Origin of the sequence: Bradyrhizobium rifense (assembly GCF_008123425.1) — a bacterium.
Classification (GTDB): domain Bacteria; phylum Pseudomonadota; class Alphaproteobacteria; order Rhizobiales; family Xanthobacteraceae; genus Bradyrhizobium; species Bradyrhizobium rifense.
Window position 1 is genome coordinate 92,895 of sequence record NZ_VSSS01000057.1, and the last position, 19,779, is coordinate 112,673.

The window sequence follows — 19,779 nt, forward strand, 5'->3', positions numbered from 1 at the left end:
TGCGCCACGTATACCGCAGCACCATCTAGACCGATCGAAGCCTTCTGAGACTCGAAAGCCTGCTGAAATTCGGTCGTAGTCCCTGATATCATTGACTTCGTGCCCGGCACACTAAATCTACCGATTCGTATTTTTGTTCGAACAGTCGTTGGGCTGAAACTTCTGTTCCGAAACGCGCAACAGTGCGGAATCAAACAATGGGAGAGGAGTAAACTGATCAATTCATGAATTCCCGGCGGGCTGAGCGCACGCTCGCCACGATGTGCGCGTGGACCTCCGACACTCTGCGTGTGTGGTGAGTGTCGGGATGGGAAATCAGCCAATAACTCCGTACAAAGTTAATCTCCGGTAGCAATCGCTTGAGCTCCGGAAACCGTCGCGCAGCGTAGTCGTGCAGTATGCCCACGCCGTGACCGCCTCTCACCGCCTCCATTTGCGCTACAACGCTCCCACATTCGTAGTGCCTGGTCATGACTTTTCCGAGAGAAGACGCATAGTCGAGCGCTCGGCTGTAGACGAAATCCTCAACATGCGTCACGAAAAGATGGCCGGCGAGATCGGCTTGCTTTCGGATTGGTCCTAAGCGCTTCAGATAGCTCTCTGCACCGTAAACACTGAGCGTGTAGTCCGTAAGCTTCTTGACGATCAGTCGCCCTTGCTTCGGACGGTCCAAGGTGATCGCAATGTCGGCCTCCCGCCTCGACAGCGAGAATGTCCGCGGTAGCGGAACAAGTTGAATGAGCAGGTCGGGGTGCTGCGCGGCGAGCGCGCCGAGTTGGCTGGCCAGAAAGTAGTTACCCAATCCATCGGGAGCGCCGACGCGGACCGTGCCAGAGATGGCGTCCGATGATCGGCCAAGTTGGGTGCCGACCTGAAGGAATTCGGATTCGGCACGCTCCGCCGCGGCGACGAGGGCCTCGCCTGCGCTTGTCAGGACACAGCCCGTTGTACGCCGTTCGACCAGCCGGGTTTTCAGTTCCTGCTCAAGCGCGGTGAGTTGCCGTGCAACGGTCGCGTGGTTTACACCCAAGCGCCGAGCGGCACCGAGAATTTGACCCGTGCGGGCGACCTCTAGGAATATGCGGATGCGGTCCCAATCCATCGAGTTCAATTCCCGCAAAGCACACCGCGAATTTTCTGATGATGTGCAGACTTCAACATTCCATATCGAATCTGTGGAAACAAGCAGGGCTACGCCAGCGGCGCCAAAAGCGAAAGGTGATCGTCGGTAGCCCACAGTAGTGGTCGCCGCGACGTCCAGTGCCTAACTCGTGGCTTTTGCCCGCGGAAAGAGACCAGGATTCCGGCGGTTTATGATAAGGATTCGCTCAGATCCCCGCGTACCACTCATAGCCGCGATCTTCCCAATAGCCGCCTTGGCCGCCATGCAGGCCGGAAAGGCTTTGCACCAGTTCGATACGCATGATGTATTTCGCCATCTTATAACCGAGCTGCCGCTCGACGCGCAATCGCAGCGGTGCACCGTGGCGGACGGTCAGCGGCGCGCCGTTCATATCATATGCGACAATCGTCTGCGGATGCGCAGCATCGATCAGATCGATGCTCTCATAGTAGCGGATGTTCTCGGGATCAGCAGATTCGCCATCGTCCAAGGTGTCGGCGCAATGGAATATGGCAAAGCGTGCCTCTGGTCTTACGCCAGCGCGCAACAGGATTTCCGAGAGCGGCACGCCGGACCATTTGGCTATGCAGCTCCAGCCTTCGACGCAATCATGCCGGGTGATCTGGGTCCGTGTGGGCAGGGCACGCAACTGTTCAAGCGACAGCGACAGTTCGTGCTCAACGAGGCCGTGAACCTTCAGGCGCCAATCGACGAAATGATTGCCGACGAGCTTGAGGTAGTCCTCGTCCTGCGGATCAATTGAACCATTGGGGCGAAACGCCGGCGAGATGTCGGCCTCACTATATTCGGGCGCGAGCCGATGAGCCCCGATGAGGAGGCGCTGCATTTTATAAGTGAAGCTGCTTGCCGCATTGAGGACAGAACGGATGCGCGGTGCGACGGCGACACGGCCACTGCCCGACAAAGCGAGGCCACTGATTGCCGCAAATGCCCACCACAGATCGCGACGCCGTGGATGTTCAAGCGACATCTGGCGTCCTCGGATTGCCGAGATCGTACCAGCCGGTGATCATTGAGCGCAGATTATTCCAGACACCGGAGGCCAGCACCATCACGAGATGTACAATAACGAAGAACGTGAGGCTCGATGCGACGAGGAAGTGAATCAGCCGCGCCGACTGGCGCCCGCCGAACAGCGTGAGCAGCTGCGGTACGGCGCTATCAATCCCTGGCGACATCGTAAGGCCTGTGAGGATCATCAACGGGAACAGGACGAAGACGACCATGAGATAGGTCAGCTGCTGCAGCACATTGTACCGCCTCGCCGCTGCACCGCGTGGGAAGCGCAGGCGCAGATGCTCAAGGACCTCCCTGCCGACATGGCTGAGCTCGCGACGGCTGGGAAGAAGATCCCGGTCGAAATGTCGCCTTACGCAGCCCCAGGTAAAATAGACGAGACCATTCAACACCAGCAGCCAGGCAAAGAAAAAATGCCAACGCCGGCCAGTCGCCAGATCCTGGTTGTTCGGGATCGTGATCCAACTGGGAAAGGCACGCTGCGAGATTTGGCCGTCCTCGTTCGAGATACCGAGTATGCCCGACGTGTCGAAGGAATGGCCGGCGAACATCGTCTCCCCGACGAGGCCGTTCTCGGATAGGCGCGCACGGATCGACATGGCCGGATGGTCAAAGTCCGATTGCTCGCCGACATAAAGCGCGGGATGGGCATTAAAGATCTGCAGTCCGCTCATCAGGAGCAGCACGAAGCAGACGGCGTTGATCCAATGCGTCGCACGCACGAGCGCGGCATGGCGGAAGTACCAGCGCTCAACGACAGGCCGATCGGGGCTGGGAACTGCGGCCACACCATGCTCCGGCGCTTCGGACGTGCTACCTGCCAAGCGCACATACTTCACCTGTCGGTGGACCGCAAAGTATGCGCACTTTGAGCAGAATGAGGCGATCAGCGGCGTGATCGCCAGTTCTTCATCTACTTCGCGGCGTCCTCGATCACGCGGGCGATCGCGGCGGGCTGAGAGACGAAAACAGCGTGGCTTGCGGGCACTTCCGTGACCTTGGCGCCCGAGCGCTTGTACATCCAGCGCTGAAGCTCAGGGCTGATCACGTGATCCTCAGTGGTCAGAATGGCGTAGCTGGGCTTGTTGTGCCATGCCGCCACCGAGAGCGGCGCACCCATGGCTTTCTGAGCAAGCTGTTGCTCCGAGTCGGCCATGAACTGAGCTTGCTCCGCCGGGACGTCCTGAGCATAGGTTTCCCGGAACTTCGCCGCCGGGATGAAGAAATACTTGTTGTCCGGAGTAGCCTTGTTGACGGACACCCGCATGGCATCGTTCGGCGCGGCGAACTTCGACATCAGCGCGCCGCTGGCCTCTCCCTTGTCGGGCTGCAAGGCGGCCACATAGACGAGGGCGCTGACCTTGGGGTCGGCACCGGCTTCAGTGATCACCGAGCCGCCATAGCTGTGACCGACCAGCACGACGGGACCGGTCTGCTGATCGATGACGCGCTTGGTGGCATCGACGTCCTCGGCGAGGCCGGTGAGCGGCTCCTGCACGATCGTCACATGGAAACCATCCTTGGTCAGGATGTCGTAGACGGCGCGCCAGCCGGAGCCATCCGCCAGTGCGCCATGGACGATGACAACTTCCTTCGCAGCCGGCTTCGTCTGGGCGTGGGCGACCGCACCAGTCATGGCAAGCACGAGCGCAATCGCGGAAGTCTTTCGTAGTAAGGACATGGGAGTCTCCTGGTATGTTTCAGTTTGCCCGTTTCGCAGGACCATCTCGGCGCCGGGCGGTGACCGGTGATGACCAATCAGGGTTGATAGAGGCGAGTTCGCGTCTGGCTTGGCAGACGCCAAGATCAGGCCGACTGATTTTTCACGGCCAGAACGTCGACCGGCTCGACTGACGGCGGTTTTGCCAGCATTTCCTCGACCCGCGACATCAAGGCCTTGGCCATGTTGCCAGCGAGATGTGCTTGGCGATCTTCTTCGCTGGTAAAGGCGTCGAACACGCCGAACGTCGTCGGCGAGAGCTGCAGGGCGAACCAGACCGGCGTGCCCGCCTCTTGATTTGTCAGGTCGAGGCCACTGACGAGAAAATCCTTCACCGCCCGTTCCTTGCCTGGCTTGGCTTCCAGCCGGACGAATAACCCACACTTGAGCGCCATTGTTCTTCTCCACTCGTTGATTGCCAAAACTCCAGAGTGGATGCATCTCTATGAGATAATCGGCTCAGCTCGTATTGGCAGAATTGCCAATTTTGATACCGATTAGGCCAACACATATCCGGATTCAGCTAATTTTCGAGACGTCCTGGATTGCAAATCCGAGCTGAGTCGGTCGTCCAAGTGTTGGCAAAACGCCTAATTCTGATATCGTTTTTGCCATGCGCATCCATGTCCTTGCTCTGAACGACGTACTCGACACCGGTCTCGCCGCGGTCCTCGACGCCTTTGCCTTCGCCAACGCGCTGGCGGAAATGCACGGCATTTCCTCGGTGCGCTTCAAGACGAAAGTGGTCGGTTTGCGTGAGACCGTCACAACGGCGCAGGGCCTGAATGTTCCAGTGACCTCGGCAGTACGCGCGCAGAAGCCCGATGCGGTGGTGATGCCAGCCGTCAACCGGATCATGCCGAAGCCGCTAGTACAGATGCTGGCCAGTGGCGAAGTGCGCGAGGCCGGTGCGGTGTTGCGCAAATGGTCGGAGCGTGGTGCGCTGGCTGCGGCCGCCTGCGTCGGAACCTTCGTGCTGGCGGAAGCGGCCTTGCTCGACGGCAAAGAAGCAACCACCACCTGGTGGCTGGCGCCTCTGTTCCGAGAGCGATATCCGCATGTGCGACTCGACGAGTCGAAAATCATCGTTCAGTCCAATACGGTCGTCACCGCTGGCGCGGCGCTCAGCCATCTGGATCTGGCGCTGACCTTGATCCGACGCGCCGACCCTGCGCTGGCCGACCTTACGGGCAAGTATTTGATGGCCGACGTCCGCAACTCGCAGGCCGCCTACGCGATACCTGGGCACGTAGTCCACGGCGATCCACTGGTGCACAAGTTCGAACGGTGGGCGCGGCAGCGGCTGGCCGAGGGATTCTCGCTGGATCAGGCTGCCGCGGAGCTCGCCACCAGCAAGCGTACGCTGGCGCGCCGGATGCAGGGCGTGCTCGGCAAATCTCCGCTCGAATACCTCCAGGATTTGCGAATCGAGCGGGCCGTTCACCTGCTTACAACCGGCCGTGCCAGCGTCGATCAAATTGCGGCCGAGGTCGGCTATGCCGAAGGCGTGACATTGCGCGCGCTGCTGCGCCGGAAGCTCGGCCGCGGCGTGCGCGAAATCCGCCGCAACCTCTGAGGTCGCATCACTCTTGGCTGGAGCTACGCAAGCCCACGCTGCCCAATGGCCTTGCGATGATCCGCTGGATCTTTGTCGAGAGAGGCGGAAATTCCACTCAACGATTGGACGTCATCAGCGCGATCGGCACGGCCTTGGCTGTGACGATCCACGCAAATGCCGCGTCACTGCTGATCCCGCCCCTTGACTTGAATTTCCGCACAACGAATGCGCGATAGTTCTCGTTGATGTGCAGACTTCGGCGTTTCATATGGCGCTTGCGGAAAACAAGGAGGTTCATCATGGTTACGAAAGTTCAGCATTATATCAATGGCCGGCGCGTGTCTGGCCGTAACGAGCGGTCATCGTTCGTCTTCAATCCTGCGACCGGCGAGCAAGCGGCAACGGTGCCGATCGCGAACGCCGCGGATGTGGCGGATGCCGTCGCAGCGGCAGTGAAGGCCGCGCCGGGATGGGCGGCGACAACGCCCTTGCGACGAGCGAGGATCCTCAACCGTTTCCTCAGAATCCTCGAGGAACGGACCAGCCAGCTCGCGGACATTATCGTCGCCGAGCATGGAAAGGTCCACTCCGACGCGGTCGGCGAAATTCAGCGCGGCATGGAGGTCGTCGAGTTCGCGACGGCGGCCCCGCAGCTGTTGAAGGGCGAGATCACCGAGAACGTCGGAACGCGCGTCGATAGTTACTCGGTGCGCCAGCCTCTCGGCGTGGTCGCCGGCATTACCCCGTTCAATTTCCCCGCCATGGTGCCGATGTGGATGTTTCCCGTGGCTCTTGCCTGCGGCAACACCTTCATCCTGAAGCCCTCCGAGCGCGATCCGTCGGCGTCCGTGATCGTGGCAGAATGGCTCAAGGAAGCGGGTCTGCCCGACGGCGTATTCGGGGTGGTCCATGGCGACAAGGAGACCGTCGACGCGCTGCTGCACCATCCCGACATCTCGGCGATCAGCTTTGTGGGATCCACGCCGATCGCAAAGTACATCTACGAGACGTCCGCCAGCACCGGAAAGCGCTGCCAGGCGCTGGGCGGTGCCAAGAACCACATGATCATCATGCCGGACGCCGACATGGACCAGGCGGTCGATGCCCTGATGGGCGCCGCTTTTGGCTCGGCCGGTGAGCGCTGCATGGCGATTTCGGTCGCGGTGCCGGTCGGCGAGACAACCGCGAACCGGCTGATCTCGGCGCTGGAGCCGAAGATCCGCGGTCTCAAGATCGGACCCGGCACGGATCCGGAAGCGGAAATGGGTCCGCTGGTCACGAAGCAGCACTTGGACAAGGTCAGGGGCTATATCGACGCCGGCGTCGCAGAGGGTGCCAAGCTGCTCGTCGACGGGCGCGGCTTCAACATGCAGGGCTACGAAGACGGTTACTTCATCGGCGGCTCGTTGTTCGATCACGTCACGCCGAACATGAAGATCTACAAGGAAGAGATCTTCGGCCCCGTGCTGTCTGTTGCCCGAGCGCCCGACTACGACACCGCCGCGCGCATGATCAACGAGCACGAATTCGGCAACGGCACCTCGATCTTCACGCGTGACGGCGACGCGGCGCGGGAATTCGCGCACAAGATCAAGATCGGCATGGTCGGCATCAACGTCCCGATCCCGGTACCGATGGCATTCCATTCCTTCGGTGGATGGAAGGCGTCGATCTTCGGCGACCATCATATGCACGGCCCGGAAGGCGTCCGCTTCTATACCCGGATGAAGACGATCACGAGCCGCTGGCCAACCGGCATTCGCGCCGGCGCCGAGTTCGTGATGCCCACAATGTCATGATCGGGACGGCCGGCCCGCTGCTCACCCAGCAGCGGGCCGACCAGGAAAACGGCGGCGAAAACCTGTCGGTTTCAACACTCGATCTACTGCCGCGATCGCGCTCTCGAAGACGAAGCGACAACCCATAGCGACACGGAGAATGGATAATGCCCCTTTTGTGCTTCGATCTTGTTGAGGGACGTTCGGAACGGCAGCTCAGAAAGATACTAGACGTCACCCATGAGGTGTTGGTCGAAACATTCAACGTACCTCATCGCGACCGCTATCAAATCGTGAGGGAGCACCCGCCTTCTAGAATGATCATCGAGGACACGGGCCTTGGTATCAAGCGCACACCCAACCTGCTTATCCTTCAAATCACGACGCGCCCTCGCAACCGCGTGATGAAGCAAACATTCTACAGTTCGTTGGTGGAACGGCTTGCCGATCAATGCGGCATTTCGTCGAGCGACGTTGTCGTGACGTTCGTAACGAACACCGATGAGGATTGGTCATTTGGGCTGGGACGTGCCCAGTTTCTCACGGGTGAGCTCTAACCTGTCGAAGCCAAACGGTTGGACCTAAAGGAACTCGGGATCAATTTTTGGCTTGCCAGCGGCCGGATGACGCCGCTCGGGGCACCTGTCTGCCGATTATCAAAAAAATACGCCGTCGGGCACGAAATCGAGTGTCCCGACGGCGCTGAAAACTGGGTCGTTGAAGTCTTCAGCGGTGCTGGATTTCGAATCACAATCCCGCCGGTTGAAATAGCCCGTTTTAGCCGGGCGTCACCCGAGGAGATGTGACTCTCGCAAACACTGAGGTAAAGGCTTGAACAGTTGCCGGTCAGGCCTTCAATTGCGCCAGGACTCCGGCGATATCGCCCATGCCCCAATGCTCGACAATCAGGCCGCCCTGAACCCTGAAGATATCGCAGGAGGTGAATCGGATTGCGCGACCGGTTGGCGCAACTCCCGAAAGCGGGCCATTGTGGGTGCCGCTATAGACGAAGCTTGCGGCCGCACGATCGCCCGACGCGACCGTGGACTCGATCTCCACCTTGAGGTCCGGTATTCCCGCCAGCCGCGCAGTAAAAACTGCCACCGTCCCCTGCTTCGGCGACTTGCCCTGCGGCGGCGGCGGTGCGGCCGCGCTGAGCTGGTGGTTGACGTAATTATCAGAGAACAGCGCCGCGAACGCCGTGAGGTCGTGCGCGCTCAAAGTCGCTGCAAACTTTTCAATCAACGGTGCGGCTGCGCTCTTCTTGTCCGCCATGGCCGGCGTGACAAGTGCCGGCAAGGCAAGTGCCGATCCCGCCAACGTAACCGTCTTCAAGAGATTCCTTCGATCCATAACGTTTCCCCGATCTGATCATCACATTTCCCGCCGCCGAATGTAGGAGCGGAACGCGCGGCAAACTGGCACTTATATCTCTTGGTGGCCAAACCACGTTTTGTTGTAGCCGACGAGTCTTTCAGAGAACCGATATCAGCCGAAACGATCGCTCGAACCTCGCTGCTCAGAGCGCTCCTGACGATCTAGTATCCGTCCGACTGGATACAGCTCCGCAACAACTCGCGCGTTTCGGGAGCCATGGCGTTGGGGGTCTTCTTTGTCCGGACTCAGATTGCAGCAAGGCGCTTTAGCTTGGCCTCGTCCCATGAGATCCCGCTGCCGGCACTCTCCGGCGTGAGAACCATTCCGTCGCGGATTATCAATGGTTCTTCGACGATCGCATCTGCCCAATCAACATACTCAAGCCAATGGGCGGTGGGCGTGGCGCAAAGAAGATGCGTGCTGACTTCCGGCATCAGATGCGACGACATTTCGATACCCTGGGCTGCAGCGATGCCGGCCGCATACAGCCAGCCGGTTACGCCGCCAATCCGCGCGACGTCGACCATGACGTAGTCGCTCGCGCCGGTCGTGACGGCACGCAACAGGGCATCCGGGCCGTTGAGGTTTTCGCCGATCTGGACCGGAACCTTCAGTTCACGCGCCAGTGCGGCGCTCGCCACATAGTCATCGTGGGCTATCGGCTCTTCGAGCCAGTAGATCCCCTCTTTTTCCAGCTCTCGTCCACGAAGAACTGCTTCCGCGGGTGTCAGGGCCTGATTGTAGTCCACCATGATTGCAATATCTGCGCCGGAAACGCTCTTGCGGACAGCCCGCAACGCGGCCAAGTCCTCAAAAAGCGTGGGGTATCCGAGCCGGACCTTAACCGCTCCTAAACCGCTCTCCAGAAGCGCCCTCACCTCTTTGGCAAGGCTATCCGGCTCCATCAGCCCAAGCCCGCGGCTGTCGTACGCGCGTAGCGATTTAGGCCCTGACCCGAGTAGGGCGGACAGCGGAGCACGATGCATCTGCGCAGCCGCGTCCCACATGGCCATATCGAGCAGTGAAAGAGCCATTCGCACGGCGCCGGTCACGCCGAGTAGTGCAAACTGGCGCGCGAGGGTCTGCGATGCCTCAAAAGGTGTGGCGTTCTTGCCCTTGAGGAGTTCGACCGCCTCGTACAGATGTGAGGATATGGCAGTCGCGCCCGAGGGCCGGTAGCAAAACGTGTAGGCCTTGCCCGTCACGCCATCTTCATTCAGCAAATCGACGAGCAACAGCGGCACTGCCCTCACAACGGCCGCGCTCGTTCCCAGCGTAAATTTCAGCGGGACCATCACTCCGCGGGTCGTTACCGAGCGAATTCGTTGCCCTGCGGTACTCACGCTGTTCGTCATTTTGATCTTTCACTACGTTTCGGGATATCGGACCGACAACCGAAGCGCCCCCTCCGCTCGGCAGCCCGCACCTATCTTGCCCGGGCCGCTGCGCTTAGCCTGGGCTCCTCTGTGCTGGCGAGGCCGCTCGAAGCCGCTTCCTGCCAGTTAAGCTATTCCTCGCCGTGAATCCTTCCGGAAATGCTCATGTTGTCGGCGGGATGCTCAAACAGGAGAACATTGATGATCTTCGGATCGGAGCCGATCGATTCGTGGGTAACCTTTACGATGTCACGGATCAACTGCGTCTTACGGGTCTTGGTGAGACCCGCTGCGATATGACATTCAATGTAGGGCATAGTTGCCTCCCTTTCTTATTTCAGGCGAGCAATGAGCTCTTTGTCGTTGGCATTGCCTTCGACAAATTCGGGCAGGTGCTGCCCATGCTCGACGAAGTTAATGCCTCGCCCCTCTCTGATGACAAAGAAGATGTTGTTGGCCGGTTCACCCGTCGCTTCGCTGACGACACGCAGCAGGCCGGCCGAAAGTGCTCGCTTCTGCTCATCCGAGCGGCCGTACCGCATGTCGCAAGAAATCATTGACATCGGGATACTCCTTGGTTGACGCGAATGACTATTGAATTCCTGGGTGAAGCGCAGGGTGGACCGCCTTGGGGTTCACTTTCCCAAGGATATCCATCAAATCAGAGATCGGTCGCTCGTCGATCTTCTCGACCGCCTTGATGATACTGTTACGCAGTGCTTCATCTGCAAATGGCTCGCTCAGCCAATTGAACTTCTCGACCGTGCGTTCCCATGACATTGGGTTGCCGAGCCCGCCTTCGTATCCAAGCTGCTCGCGATCGAAGGTACGACCGTCTTTGGCCTTGATAGCGATCCGGGTGTTCAGCTCGTGCGGGTATCTGGCGGTGAAGGCATCGTCGGGAGCTATCGTTACCTTACTCAACAGGGCTTGTGCGTCATCGGCCTGGACACGCGCCTGCTCGAGCTGCGCAGGCCCGACCTCATCGTCCAGAAGCGCCGCCGCAATCAGGTACTTCAAGTTGTAATCCGCTTGCTCCTTGGTCTGCGGTCTGTCTTTTGAGCCAAATGCGCCGCCGCCCGCGATGTCGAAACCTGACTGGAAGATGTCGCAACGGACGGTCTCGATATCGCCGGCCGCCAACTTATTATCACGCTTCAACTTGAGCACGGCCTCGAGAACCGGCTGACCGTGAATGAGCGAACAGAATTTCTTCATGATCGTAAGCTTGATGATCTCCAGCGAGTCGTCCGACCAATCAACGTCGATCTTTTGATCAAACATCCGCAGCAAGCCGTTCGGTCCCTCAAACAGCCCAGATGGACCGGTGAAGCCACGCTTAGCGAGCGATGCGGAATAGACTGCGCGCATCCCGGTCATTCCGGGAGAAAAGCCCTTCCACTGCGACACCGGCTCGACATGAACGCAAGTGAGGGAAATGTTGTCAACAGTCGCGATCGAGATCGCATGCGCGATCTGCTCAGCGTTCAGCCCAAACAGCTTTCCTGCTCCAGCGGCAGCGGATATTGCGAGCTGAATTGCATGATTGAACCCCTTCGCCATGACAGGGACGACGGCGGTAAACCGGCATTGGATTTCGTAGGCTACCGCAAGGGCAAGCATGAAGTCTTCGCCGGATGCCTTGGCGTGCTCGGCAGCAGCCAGGATCGCGCCGAAATTGTCGCTTGGATGACAGAGTCCACCCGGCGACATGTAGCTATCAAGGAGGTCGACATATCGCACCAACCCAGAGTTATACAGGGCGGCCTGGTCCGGAGCGGTCTTACCGCCGCCGATCAGGGTGCATGACCCGCCGGACCGGTACTCCGCAAACTGTTCTCGCAGCGCTGCGAACGGCGCTCCCGGAAGCGCGGAGATCGCGCATCCCAGGCTATCCAGAATATTTCGCTTGTAGAGCTTGCGCGCGTCAGGCTTGAGAGATCCCGAAACGGCCCGGTCGGCAAAACCGGCGATCTCGCTTACTGTGGATACGGAAGTCGCATTCTTCATCAGCATGTAAACGTCCTTGGCCGCGTCCCATACGATTGAACTGGTTTAATTTGAAAAGAGCGTGCCTTTATCATTTGCGATCAGCAAACGAATAGATTCGAGAAGGCAATCTGCACCGCAGATTACTCGACCAATTGCAGAGCTCGTCGGATAAAGGGGGCCAGCATCACGCGATGGAATTGCGCAGGGTGGTACCGTCTAGGAGACGACGCCATCAATTCCGGCGATCGAGCGATCTCTTATCGCTGCTGCTCAGGCACGAACGGATCAGATCTGCGTACCCAGACAATCAGCGACGACCGAGGTCGCGTCGCTCACATCCGCCACGATGAAACGCCATCTTGCCGACTAGATGCGACTCGCGGTTTCCGGGCCTTAGGCAGGCTTCGAAGTTTAAGAGACAATCGCCCCTGCTTCGTCAGCGGACGGCCGGCCGTCGTCTCGGGCCCCGGCAGAAATGGCCGGAATGGAAAGCGCCTGGACGACTGCCATTTTCAGAACTTGACGCTCTCGCAATGACCGGACTACTCCGCGGCCGCCGCATGCAACTCGGGGCCAGGTCGTACAATCTGAAGAAAGGCAGAGAGTGCACTGGAGACGTAAGCGTCTGTGCGCCGAATGAACACGGTCTGCACTTCAGAAAACTCGGACTCCAATTCATGCACTGCGACTTGGCCGTCCCGCCATGCCGCAACAACCACTCCCTTGGGCAGCAGTGTAATTCCAACGCCCGCCGCCACGCAGCCGAGGATGGCATCGATCGAACCGAATTCCAAAGGCTGCGCCACAAGTATTCCCACCTTATTCAGCAGATTTTCAAGCCTTATCCGATAGGAGCAACCGACACGGAAGACAATTGTTTTCAGTTCGTTGATCGAGGAAAGCTCTTCGAGGCTCCGAATTGAGCGAGGCGTTACCAAGACGAGTTCTTCCCGAAACAGGCACTCCTGTTGCAGATCTGGATGATCCACCGGCCCCGCGACAAACGCACCCTCCAGTCTGCACTCGACAACGTCTTCGATGAGGCTGCAGGTCGTCCCGGTCGTCACCACTGGACGAACCTTTGGGTAAGCTTTCGTGAAGCTCGCAAGCACAGACGGAAGCCGAATCGCCGCGGTCGTTTCAAGGGTGCCGAGTTCAAGGACGCCACCCGGGGTGCCATCATCCCTTGCGGCGGCCTTGGCGTCGCTGAGGAGCTTGGTTATTCGTGCCGAAAAGGGGAGCATGCGGCGCCCGGCCGGCGTGACCTTCACGCCGCGTGCATGTCGCTGGAATAGCTGAATACCGAGCTCAAGCTCCAGCGCTCTTACGCGCGCAGTGACATTGGATTGGACAGTGTTCAGCTCAGCCGCAGCTCGGTTCATACTGCCGTGCCGAGCAACTGCCTCAAAGACCCTTAGATCGGTTGCGTCCATAACAAGCCCTATCTTCTGAAGCGAACGGTTCGGCATCAACACGCTTGGTCGAGTGATTATCTTGATCCAAGCTACCCGTTTTACAAGGCCGAATCCGAACGGCTTATGCCTGTTTTCGAACACAAGGACCGATTGCGACGAGCTATCACTAAAAGCAATACCGATATCTCAAACACAGATATCGACACGATGACCACCGCTGCCATCGAAGCGCTCTTCTAAGGATTCGTCGTCCATCAGATTGGAGCGGTTGGGTGCAGATCGCAACGTTGCTGGCCCCGCAACAAATGAGTGCACCGCGAAGGGATCCTAACGGCTTCGCTGTGTCGGAGGGGGCGCGTCAGCCCATCCCGTTCGGTCACTCCAACGAAGCGCGGTCATACTTGGCCAGCCTCACTTTGGCCTCGGCAACGACACGGCGCACGACGTCACCTGCCGCGGGCAAGTCATGAATCATGCCGATTGACTCCCCGACCGTCACATTCGCCACGTCAAAGTCGCCGACGCGCGACGCCGCCTCCACCTTTTCCAGTTCGTCGGCCTGTAGAGCCCTTAGCTTCTCTTCGTGGCCATGCCACTTTGCGATGAACTCATTCTTCAGTAGCCGCCCAGTGTATCCTTCCGGCCAAGCTCTCTGCCTTACAATATCGTACACGCTGGTTCGTATCGTCTCATCGCCCGAAGCTGCCACCACCTTGGCTTTGGCACTTGGATGGATAAGAGCCTCCTTTGTTGCCCAAAAGCGGCTGCCCATGAGAGCGCCTTCGGCGCCGAGCATCAGAGCCGCAGCAAGACCTCGCCCGTCGGCGATCCCGCCCGCGGCAACAACGACCACATCAGGTGCGTAGTTGCTCAGAGCGTCTACCACCGTCGGGACGAACGGCAGTGTCGATCGGGCTGTTTGGCCGTGGCCGCCCGCCTCCGTGCCTTGCGCTACGACGACATCGGCTCCGACATCGGCGGCTCGCCGTGCTTGGTCGACCGTATGGACTTGGCAAATGAGGGGCACCCGGGCTTTTTTGATGCGCTTTGCAAATGGTGCCGGATCAGCAAAGGATAACATGATCGCGCGCGGATGACGCTCTATTGCAAAATCGAGCAATTCCGGCTGTTTTGCGACCGACCAAGTGATGAAACCGCATCCCACATCGTTGCGCGTGATTTTCGCTGACTCCGTCTCGAACCAGGCGCGGTCGCCATATCCGCCGCCAAGTAAGCCGAGCCCGCCGGCGGCCGCAACCGCGGTGGACAGGTCTGCGCCCGCGGCAGGCGTCATCGGCGCAAGGATGATTGGGTGCTCAATATTAAACAGCTTCGTCAACCGCGTCCTGATCATCGTCCTACCCTTTCCACTGTTAGGCGGCTAAGCTCCGCCGCTCTCCGCCATGTGGCTTCTCGTCCACCGCGACGCCCCGTAAGAGTGACAAGCACTTCCTCTTCGAACGTTCGGCATTTGATTAACCGCTCGACATCGCAACGGTCGCTCGACTATTTCGTAGACATCCAACGCCGCCAATACTCACTGGTCGGAAAACACTCTTTCGCGGCACGTACGAATGTCGGCTTTTTGAACCACGGCATCGGTCGAGAGGCGGGAGAATTGCGCTTTGAGACGAGGCACCGCAAAATCGACGAAAGCCCGCACTTTGGGAACGGCAAGCCGTCCCTGTGGGGAAATCAGATGCAGAGGGATCGCGGAAGCGTCGTCATGCCCGAGAAGGACTTGTAGCCTGTTTTGCGAGAGTTGCTCCGCAATGTGATAGGAGAAGAGCCGGGTGATCCCTCGCCCCTCGACGGCCGGGGCAATAGCGCCACGAACACTATTCACTACGAAGCGTGGCGTGAAATGAACCGATCGCGGTATCGACGATCCTTTCGCCGGTGGAAAGGTCCACGAATCAATTCCGAAGTGAGTCATGGCGATGATCTTGTGCTTTGCAAGATCAGCGACCTCTTCGATATTCGGATGCGCCGACAAATAGCGGGGCGATGCCGCTACGACACGTCTGACCGCTCCCAACCGGATCGCGACGAGCGTGGAATCTGTCAAGTTGCCAATTCGCAAGGCGATATCCATGCCTTCATCGATAAGTTTCACCGGTCGATCCAGCAAAAACAGCCTGACAGAGACGGTTGGATAGGCGTCCATGAACTCGTCCAATACCGGGCGCAAGATATCTTCGCCCGCCGCGACTGGAGCTGTTATGGTCAACGTGCCACTCGGGGTCGATCGTTCACTTGCCGCGACGAGATCAGCCTCCTCAAGATCTGCAATGACGCGGCGACACACAAGCGCATAACGTTCCCCCGCGTCGCTTAGCTTGAATGACCTCGTCGTGCGGTGAAGAAGGGTAACACCTACATGCGCCTCAAGAGACGCAAGCGCCCGGCTTATCGCAGCAGGTGATCGTCCCAGCTTGCGTCCCGCTTTCCTCAAGCCTCCCTCATCGAGGGCGGCGACGAAGATCTTCATGGCGTCGATACGGTCCACTTACCCACCACTTGACACTTGATGTCGGTCAACGCCTCAATGTGCGAACAACATATGCGCAGCTCGACAAGCCCCAGGCAAATCGCGAACTATTTCCTGCACTCGATTATGCGTCGCCGATTGTACGATGACGTTGATTGAGGCTAGGCAGCTGTTGACGCTGCCATCAAACGCTTTTTCGAGATAGCCCCATCTTTTCTGGAGATTGGCAGACGACGCGTAGCAGGCCGTCAGATAGAGCGCGCTTTTGCTCCTCCGTACGCCGTACCGCATGTCGCAAGAAATCATCCCCATCCGGCTTCTTCTCAGCTTAAGCAGCTAGTGTTTAGTTCCTGGACGGGCTCATCCCACCGATCGACTTGTGCGGATTGGGCTCGCGCCTCGATCTACTCTACGTATCGGGCAACGGATGGTCCCGTTAGGCGCCAATCCCCCTCTGGTTCTGCCTTGGTGATCGATACCAGCCAGCAGACAAGCAGCGTCAGCGGCAAGGTGACGAGCGCCGGCGAGTCGTACGGAAAGATCGCGGGACCAAGACCCAGCACCTTTGACCAGATCGTTGGGCCCATAGCCGTCAGAACAACCGATGAGATAAGCCCGAAGGTACCACCGATGACCGCACCACGAGTCGTCAGGCCGTCCCAGTAGATTGCCAGGATCAGCAGGGGGAAATTGGCGCTGGCCGCGATCGCCGTTGCAAGTGCAAGGAGGTAAGCGACATTCTGTCCCTCACACGCCAGTCCGAGCAATATGCCGAGCACTCCCAATGCCACCGCAGAGATCCGCGATACTTGAAGCCGCGCGCGCTCGGTGAGTTGCCGTCCGGACAAGCCTACGACGAGGTCGTTGGCAGCTGATGAAGCGCCCGCTATGAGCAGTCCGGAGACAACTGCCAGGATCGTCGCGAACGCAACCGCAGAGATGAATCCCGCCAGGATGCTCCCGCCAACGGCCCTCGCCAGATGGATGGGAGCCAGATTGTTTCCGCCAAAGAGTGCGCCATTGGCGCCGGCGTAGGTGGCATCGCCACGGAGGAGCGCGATACTGCCATATCCGATAAAAAACAGCATCACAAAGAACAGGCCGATCAGGCAGGTCGCGTAGAACACTGACAGACGCGCTGCGCGCTCGTCGCTAACCGTGAAGAAGCGCATTAGGATATGAGGCAGCCCGGCCGTCCCGAACAGGACCCCGACGCCCAGTGACAGAGTCGCAACTCCGTCCTGGGCGAAACCACGAACGTCCATGATCCCGTGGCCGATCGGATGATTGCTCACCGCCGTCTTGAAGAGATTCGACATATCAAATCCGAACCTAACCAGGACCAGCGCCGCGATCATGGAGCTTCCGCCAATCATCAGGACGGCCTTGATGATCTGTACCCATGTGGCGGCGCGCATGCCGCCAAGGGTCGAAAACACAATCATGAGCGCGCCGACCATGATGATCGCCGGCGTATAACCGATTCCGAATAGCAAGGAGATAAGCTCGCCAGCGCCTACCATTTGCGCGACGAGGTAGAAGCTCACGATTACGAGGGTAGACGAACCCGCCAGAATGCGAACCGGCCGCTCTCTCAATTTATGAGTCAGCACGTCTGCGAATGAATACTTCCCAAGGCGACGCAGTGGCTCGGCAACGAGAAACAGCACAATAGGCCAACTGGCCAAATAGCTTGCGGCGAGGAACATTCCGTCCAGGCCGGAAGCATAGATCGCACCTGACAGACCGAGAAAGGCGCCGGCCGACATGTAATCGCCCGCAATGGCCAATCCATTCTGTCCTGACGAGATTGAGCTTCCTGCCGTAAGATATTCCGATGAACTGGTTGCGCGGCGCGCCGCCCAGAAGCTGATGAGCAGCGTGAGCACTGCGAAGACTACGAAGAACAAGATGGTCGAACCGTCAGCCTGGCGAACTTGAGATTCCGACTGCGCTGAGTACGCCGATCCCCCAACACCGATGGTATATGCAATCGCGAGCACAAGACGGATCATGCCATTCCGTGACATACGCATCACTCAATCTCCGTGCCGCATGAGCACGAACAACCCGGTCAGGATGACGCTGACAGCCATGCAACTGGCCAACGCGATCATCGCTGGACTAAAGGTCGTTGAGGCAATGGCGGCAGGCTCCGGGTGCCGTGCGCTATGGATCACGAAGGCCATCATCCCCAAATATGAGAGGATCATCGCGAGCATCAACCGGACGCGGAGCGCATCTGGCCCGTTGGCAGTAACGCGTAATGGACGCACTTCAGCGGCTCTGTGCATATTTCCCACCCTGCTTTGAATTGTGTGCGTCGCATATTTTGCGATCGTGTCGGTTCAACGCTAGGCAACCGCTGGCGCCACCATCAAACGCATTTTCGAGATAGCCGTATCTTCTGTTGAGATTGGCCGATGGCCGATCTTGCATTCGCAGGCTCTATCGATCGCCCTGCACGGCTCCGTCAGAGCGATTCAGCACCACCGATCGACCGGTCGCGGAGCTCCGGCCCCCGTCCTATCGGCGCGACAGATACCACGTTCAGTTCAAATCGCTTCGCCTGCACATATCAAGTTCATAGGCTAGTTTTGGAAGCCGCACTGGAAGACATCTGGCGACGGCAAGTGGTGGATGCGCTCACGAACGACCCAAATGATGATCGACGTTTCCATCGAGAAGATGCTCCGTACTTGACCATGCGACGGCGGCAGCCACCAACCGGCGATTCCCACGCAACCATGGCATCGACGGCATCAACTCACAGGTTCTTCTCGGGAGATTCTCATGAGGCTCTATTGGTCGCCGAACTCGCCCTATGCGCGAAAAGTCGTGGTAGTTGCCAAGGAGCTGCGGATCGACGATCGTGTCAAACTCATTGAGACATCTGCGGTGCCGACCAAACAGAACTCTGAGCTTTCGGCACTCAACCCGTTGACCCGCATACCGACGCTTCAATTGAATACCGGCGAGACTCTCTTCGATAGCGGCCTGATCTGTGAGTACCTGGACGAGTTCGCAGACGGTGGATTGCTGCCGGCGCCTGGGCCAGCTCGCCGGCAAGTGCTCAAGCTCGAACTGTTTGGCCTGGACATCATGGACCGGGCTGTAGTCTGCCGCCAAGAAACCCTACGGCCTGAAGGCTACCGCTGGAGCGGATGGGTCGACGCTCAGTTTGATCGGATCGGCAAGATCCTCGACGTCCTTGACGCCAACGCGCCGGCACTCGATCCCGATCTCGGCACCATAACAGTCGGTTGCGCACTCGAATATCTTGACTTTCGCTTCGGCGACCGCCCCTGGCGATCGCGACGGCCGCAGCTGACTGCCTGGCAGGAGCAATTTGCCCTGCGGCCGAGCATCGCAAGTACAAAGCATCCTCAGTGATCAGAGTTCCGGGAACAGCGGCTTGCTCGTTAGCCGTCGTACAATTGTGCGGGCTTGCCACTCTCAATCCGCCGCCCCTCGGCGGAGCCGGTCGCTTTTGACTGGCAAAGGAGATCACCACCCTTCTGGTGCGTTCTCCCAGACTCGCCGGGATCTTCTTGAAGGTCCCGGCGCCTTTTATGTCATTAGGTCCGCGGTAGTGATCTGAGCAGCGATTTTTGCCGTCGCTCTCACTCGATTGATGGCGTTCCTATCTCGGTAGACCCTCGAAACGACGAAGCCGCCCTGCACCGTAGCGATGAGCGTCATCGTAAGCTCGCTGGCGTCAAGACGTTTCACGAGCTCGCCGTTGGTTTGCGCCTCACGGAGGCTGTGTGCGAGGATCTCATGGAGTTTGCGGAGGTAGCCCGGCCCGCACGAGTGGATGGCGAAGCACCCTAGGCTCCGCAAATAGCTTGGTACGGTCAAAGCTCAAACCACGCCACCAAGTGGCGGAGAAACCCTCTTGTCGCGTGAAG

The 19,779-nt window shown here is 58.9% G+C and carries 20 protein-coding genes; 4 read left to right on the forward strand and 16 right to left on the reverse strand.

The window, feature by feature from the left end; translation table 11 throughout:
* Positions 1–217: 217 nt before the first annotated feature.
* From FXB40_RS33795 to FXB40_RS33815, 5 genes are all read right to left on the reverse strand, one after another.
* The gene (locus tag FXB40_RS33795; protein ID WP_148776614.1) at positions 218–1,102 is read right to left on the reverse strand and encodes a LysR family transcriptional regulator; all 885 of its coding nucleotides are present in this window, start codon (positions 1,100–1,102) and stop codon (positions 218–220) included.
* Positions 1,103–1,328: 226 nt separating this feature from the next.
* A complete protein-coding gene (locus FXB40_RS33800; protein WP_148776615.1) occupies positions 1,329–2,114 on the reverse strand; it encodes a molybdopterin-binding protein in 786 nt (261 codons plus the stop codon).
* The gene (locus FXB40_RS33805) at positions 2,104–2,949 is read right to left on the reverse strand and encodes a cytochrome b/b6 domain-containing protein (protein WP_148776616.1); all 846 of its coding nucleotides are present in this window, start codon (positions 2,947–2,949) and stop codon (positions 2,104–2,106) included. Before FXB40_RS33805 ends, FXB40_RS33800 begins: the two co-directional genes overlap by 11 nt.
* Positions 2,950–3,074: 125 nt before the next feature.
* Positions 3,075–3,842: an alpha/beta fold hydrolase gene (locus FXB40_RS33810; RefSeq protein ID WP_148776617.1), complete on the reverse strand. Its 768-nt coding sequence runs from the start codon at positions 3,840–3,842 to the stop codon at positions 3,075–3,077.
* 125 nt (positions 3,843–3,967) lie between these two features.
* Positions 3,968–4,276 (reverse strand): putative quinol monooxygenase, encoded by a 309-nt coding sequence (locus tag FXB40_RS33815; protein WP_148776618.1) that lies wholly within the window; start codon positions 4,274–4,276, stop codon positions 3,968–3,970.
* A gap of 218 nt (positions 4,277–4,494) precedes the next feature.
* Between FXB40_RS33815 and FXB40_RS33820 the strand changes: the two genes are divergently transcribed.
* The gene (locus tag FXB40_RS33820) at positions 4,495–5,457 is read left to right on the forward strand and encodes a GlxA family transcriptional regulator (RefSeq protein ID WP_148776619.1); all 963 of its coding nucleotides are present in this window, start codon (positions 4,495–4,497) and stop codon (positions 5,455–5,457) included.
* Between the two features lie 97 nt (positions 5,458–5,554).
* Here the strand turns inward: FXB40_RS33820 and FXB40_RS33825 are convergent, their stop codons facing one another.
* Entirely contained in the window at positions 5,555–5,740 is a 186-nt protein-coding gene (locus FXB40_RS33825; protein ID WP_148776620.1) for a hypothetical protein, read from the reverse strand.
* Here FXB40_RS33825 and FXB40_RS33830 point away from each other — a divergent pair.
* Together FXB40_RS33830 and FXB40_RS33835 are read left to right on the forward strand one after the other, a co-directional pair.
* The gene (locus FXB40_RS33830; protein WP_148776621.1) at positions 5,739–7,238 is read left to right on the forward strand and encodes a CoA-acylating methylmalonate-semialdehyde dehydrogenase; all 1,500 of its coding nucleotides are present in this window, start codon (positions 5,739–5,741) and stop codon (positions 7,236–7,238) included. The genes FXB40_RS33825 and FXB40_RS33830 overlap by 2 nt on opposite strands.
* Before the next feature lie 146 nt (positions 7,239–7,384).
* Complete coding sequence (locus tag FXB40_RS33835) at positions 7,385–7,774, forward strand: tautomerase family protein (RefSeq protein ID WP_148776622.1); 390 nt, start codon at positions 7,385–7,387, stop codon at positions 7,772–7,774.
* Positions 7,775–8,063: 289 nt separating this feature from the next.
* On the opposite strand, the gene FXB40_RS33840 is transcribed toward FXB40_RS33835, so the two are convergent.
* The 9 genes from FXB40_RS33840 to FXB40_RS33880 all read right to left on the reverse strand — a co-directional run bounded on the left by FXB40_RS33840 (position 8,064) and on the right by FXB40_RS33880 (position 17,904).
* The gene (locus FXB40_RS33840; protein ID WP_148776623.1) at positions 8,064–8,570 is read right to left on the reverse strand and encodes an ester cyclase; all 507 of its coding nucleotides are present in this window, start codon (positions 8,568–8,570) and stop codon (positions 8,064–8,066) included.
* A gap of 269 nt (positions 8,571–8,839) precedes the next feature.
* Positions 8,840–9,949, reverse strand: coding sequence for an enolase C-terminal domain-like protein (locus FXB40_RS33845; protein ID WP_148776624.1), 1,110 nt, complete (start codon positions 9,947–9,949; stop codon positions 8,840–8,842).
* Between the two features lie 152 nt (positions 9,950–10,101).
* Positions 10,102–10,287, reverse strand: coding sequence for a tautomerase family protein (locus FXB40_RS33850; protein WP_092117106.1), 186 nt, complete (start codon positions 10,285–10,287; stop codon positions 10,102–10,104).
* Positions 10,288–10,302: 15 nt separating this feature from the next.
* Positions 10,303–10,533 (reverse strand): tautomerase family protein, encoded by a 231-nt coding sequence (locus FXB40_RS33855; RefSeq protein WP_044999827.1) that lies wholly within the window; start codon positions 10,531–10,533, stop codon positions 10,303–10,305.
* Positions 10,534–10,561: 28 nt separating this feature from the next.
* Complete coding sequence (locus FXB40_RS33860) at positions 10,562–11,986, reverse strand: MmgE/PrpD family protein (protein ID WP_210352205.1); 1,425 nt, start codon at positions 11,984–11,986, stop codon at positions 10,562–10,564.
* Between the two features lie 518 nt (positions 11,987–12,504).
* The gene (locus FXB40_RS33865; RefSeq protein WP_148776625.1) at positions 12,505–13,395 is read right to left on the reverse strand and encodes a LysR family transcriptional regulator; all 891 of its coding nucleotides are present in this window, start codon (positions 13,393–13,395) and stop codon (positions 12,505–12,507) included.
* 358 nt (positions 13,396–13,753) lie between these two features.
* On the reverse strand, positions 13,754–14,716 hold the full coding sequence (locus FXB40_RS33870; RefSeq protein ID WP_347339791.1) for an NAD(P)H-dependent flavin oxidoreductase: 963 nt from the start codon (positions 14,714–14,716) through the stop codon (positions 13,754–13,756).
* Positions 14,717–14,914: 198 nt separating this feature from the next.
* The gene (locus FXB40_RS33875; protein ID WP_148776627.1) at positions 14,915–15,886 is read right to left on the reverse strand and encodes a LysR family transcriptional regulator; all 972 of its coding nucleotides are present in this window, start codon (positions 15,884–15,886) and stop codon (positions 14,915–14,917) included.
* Positions 15,887–16,272: 386 nt separating this feature from the next.
* Positions 16,273–17,904, reverse strand: coding sequence for a sodium:solute symporter family transporter (locus tag FXB40_RS33880; protein WP_148776628.1), 1,632 nt, complete (start codon positions 17,902–17,904; stop codon positions 16,273–16,275).
* A 757-nt stretch (positions 17,905–18,661) separates the two neighbouring features.
* Here FXB40_RS33880 and FXB40_RS33885 point away from each other — a divergent pair.
* Positions 18,662–19,261, forward strand: coding sequence for a glutathione S-transferase family protein (locus tag FXB40_RS33885; protein ID WP_148776629.1), 600 nt, complete (start codon positions 18,662–18,664; stop codon positions 19,259–19,261).
* A 177-nt stretch (positions 19,262–19,438) separates the two neighbouring features.
* Here the strand turns inward: FXB40_RS33885 and FXB40_RS50560 are convergent, their stop codons facing one another.
* Positions 19,439–19,729 carry a TetR family transcriptional regulator C-terminal domain-containing protein gene (locus tag FXB40_RS50560; RefSeq protein WP_430648170.1) on the reverse strand — a complete coding sequence of 97 codons (291 nt, stop codon included), beginning with the start codon at positions 19,727–19,729 and terminating at the stop codon, positions 19,439–19,441.
* Positions 19,730–19,779 lie beyond the last annotated feature (50 nt).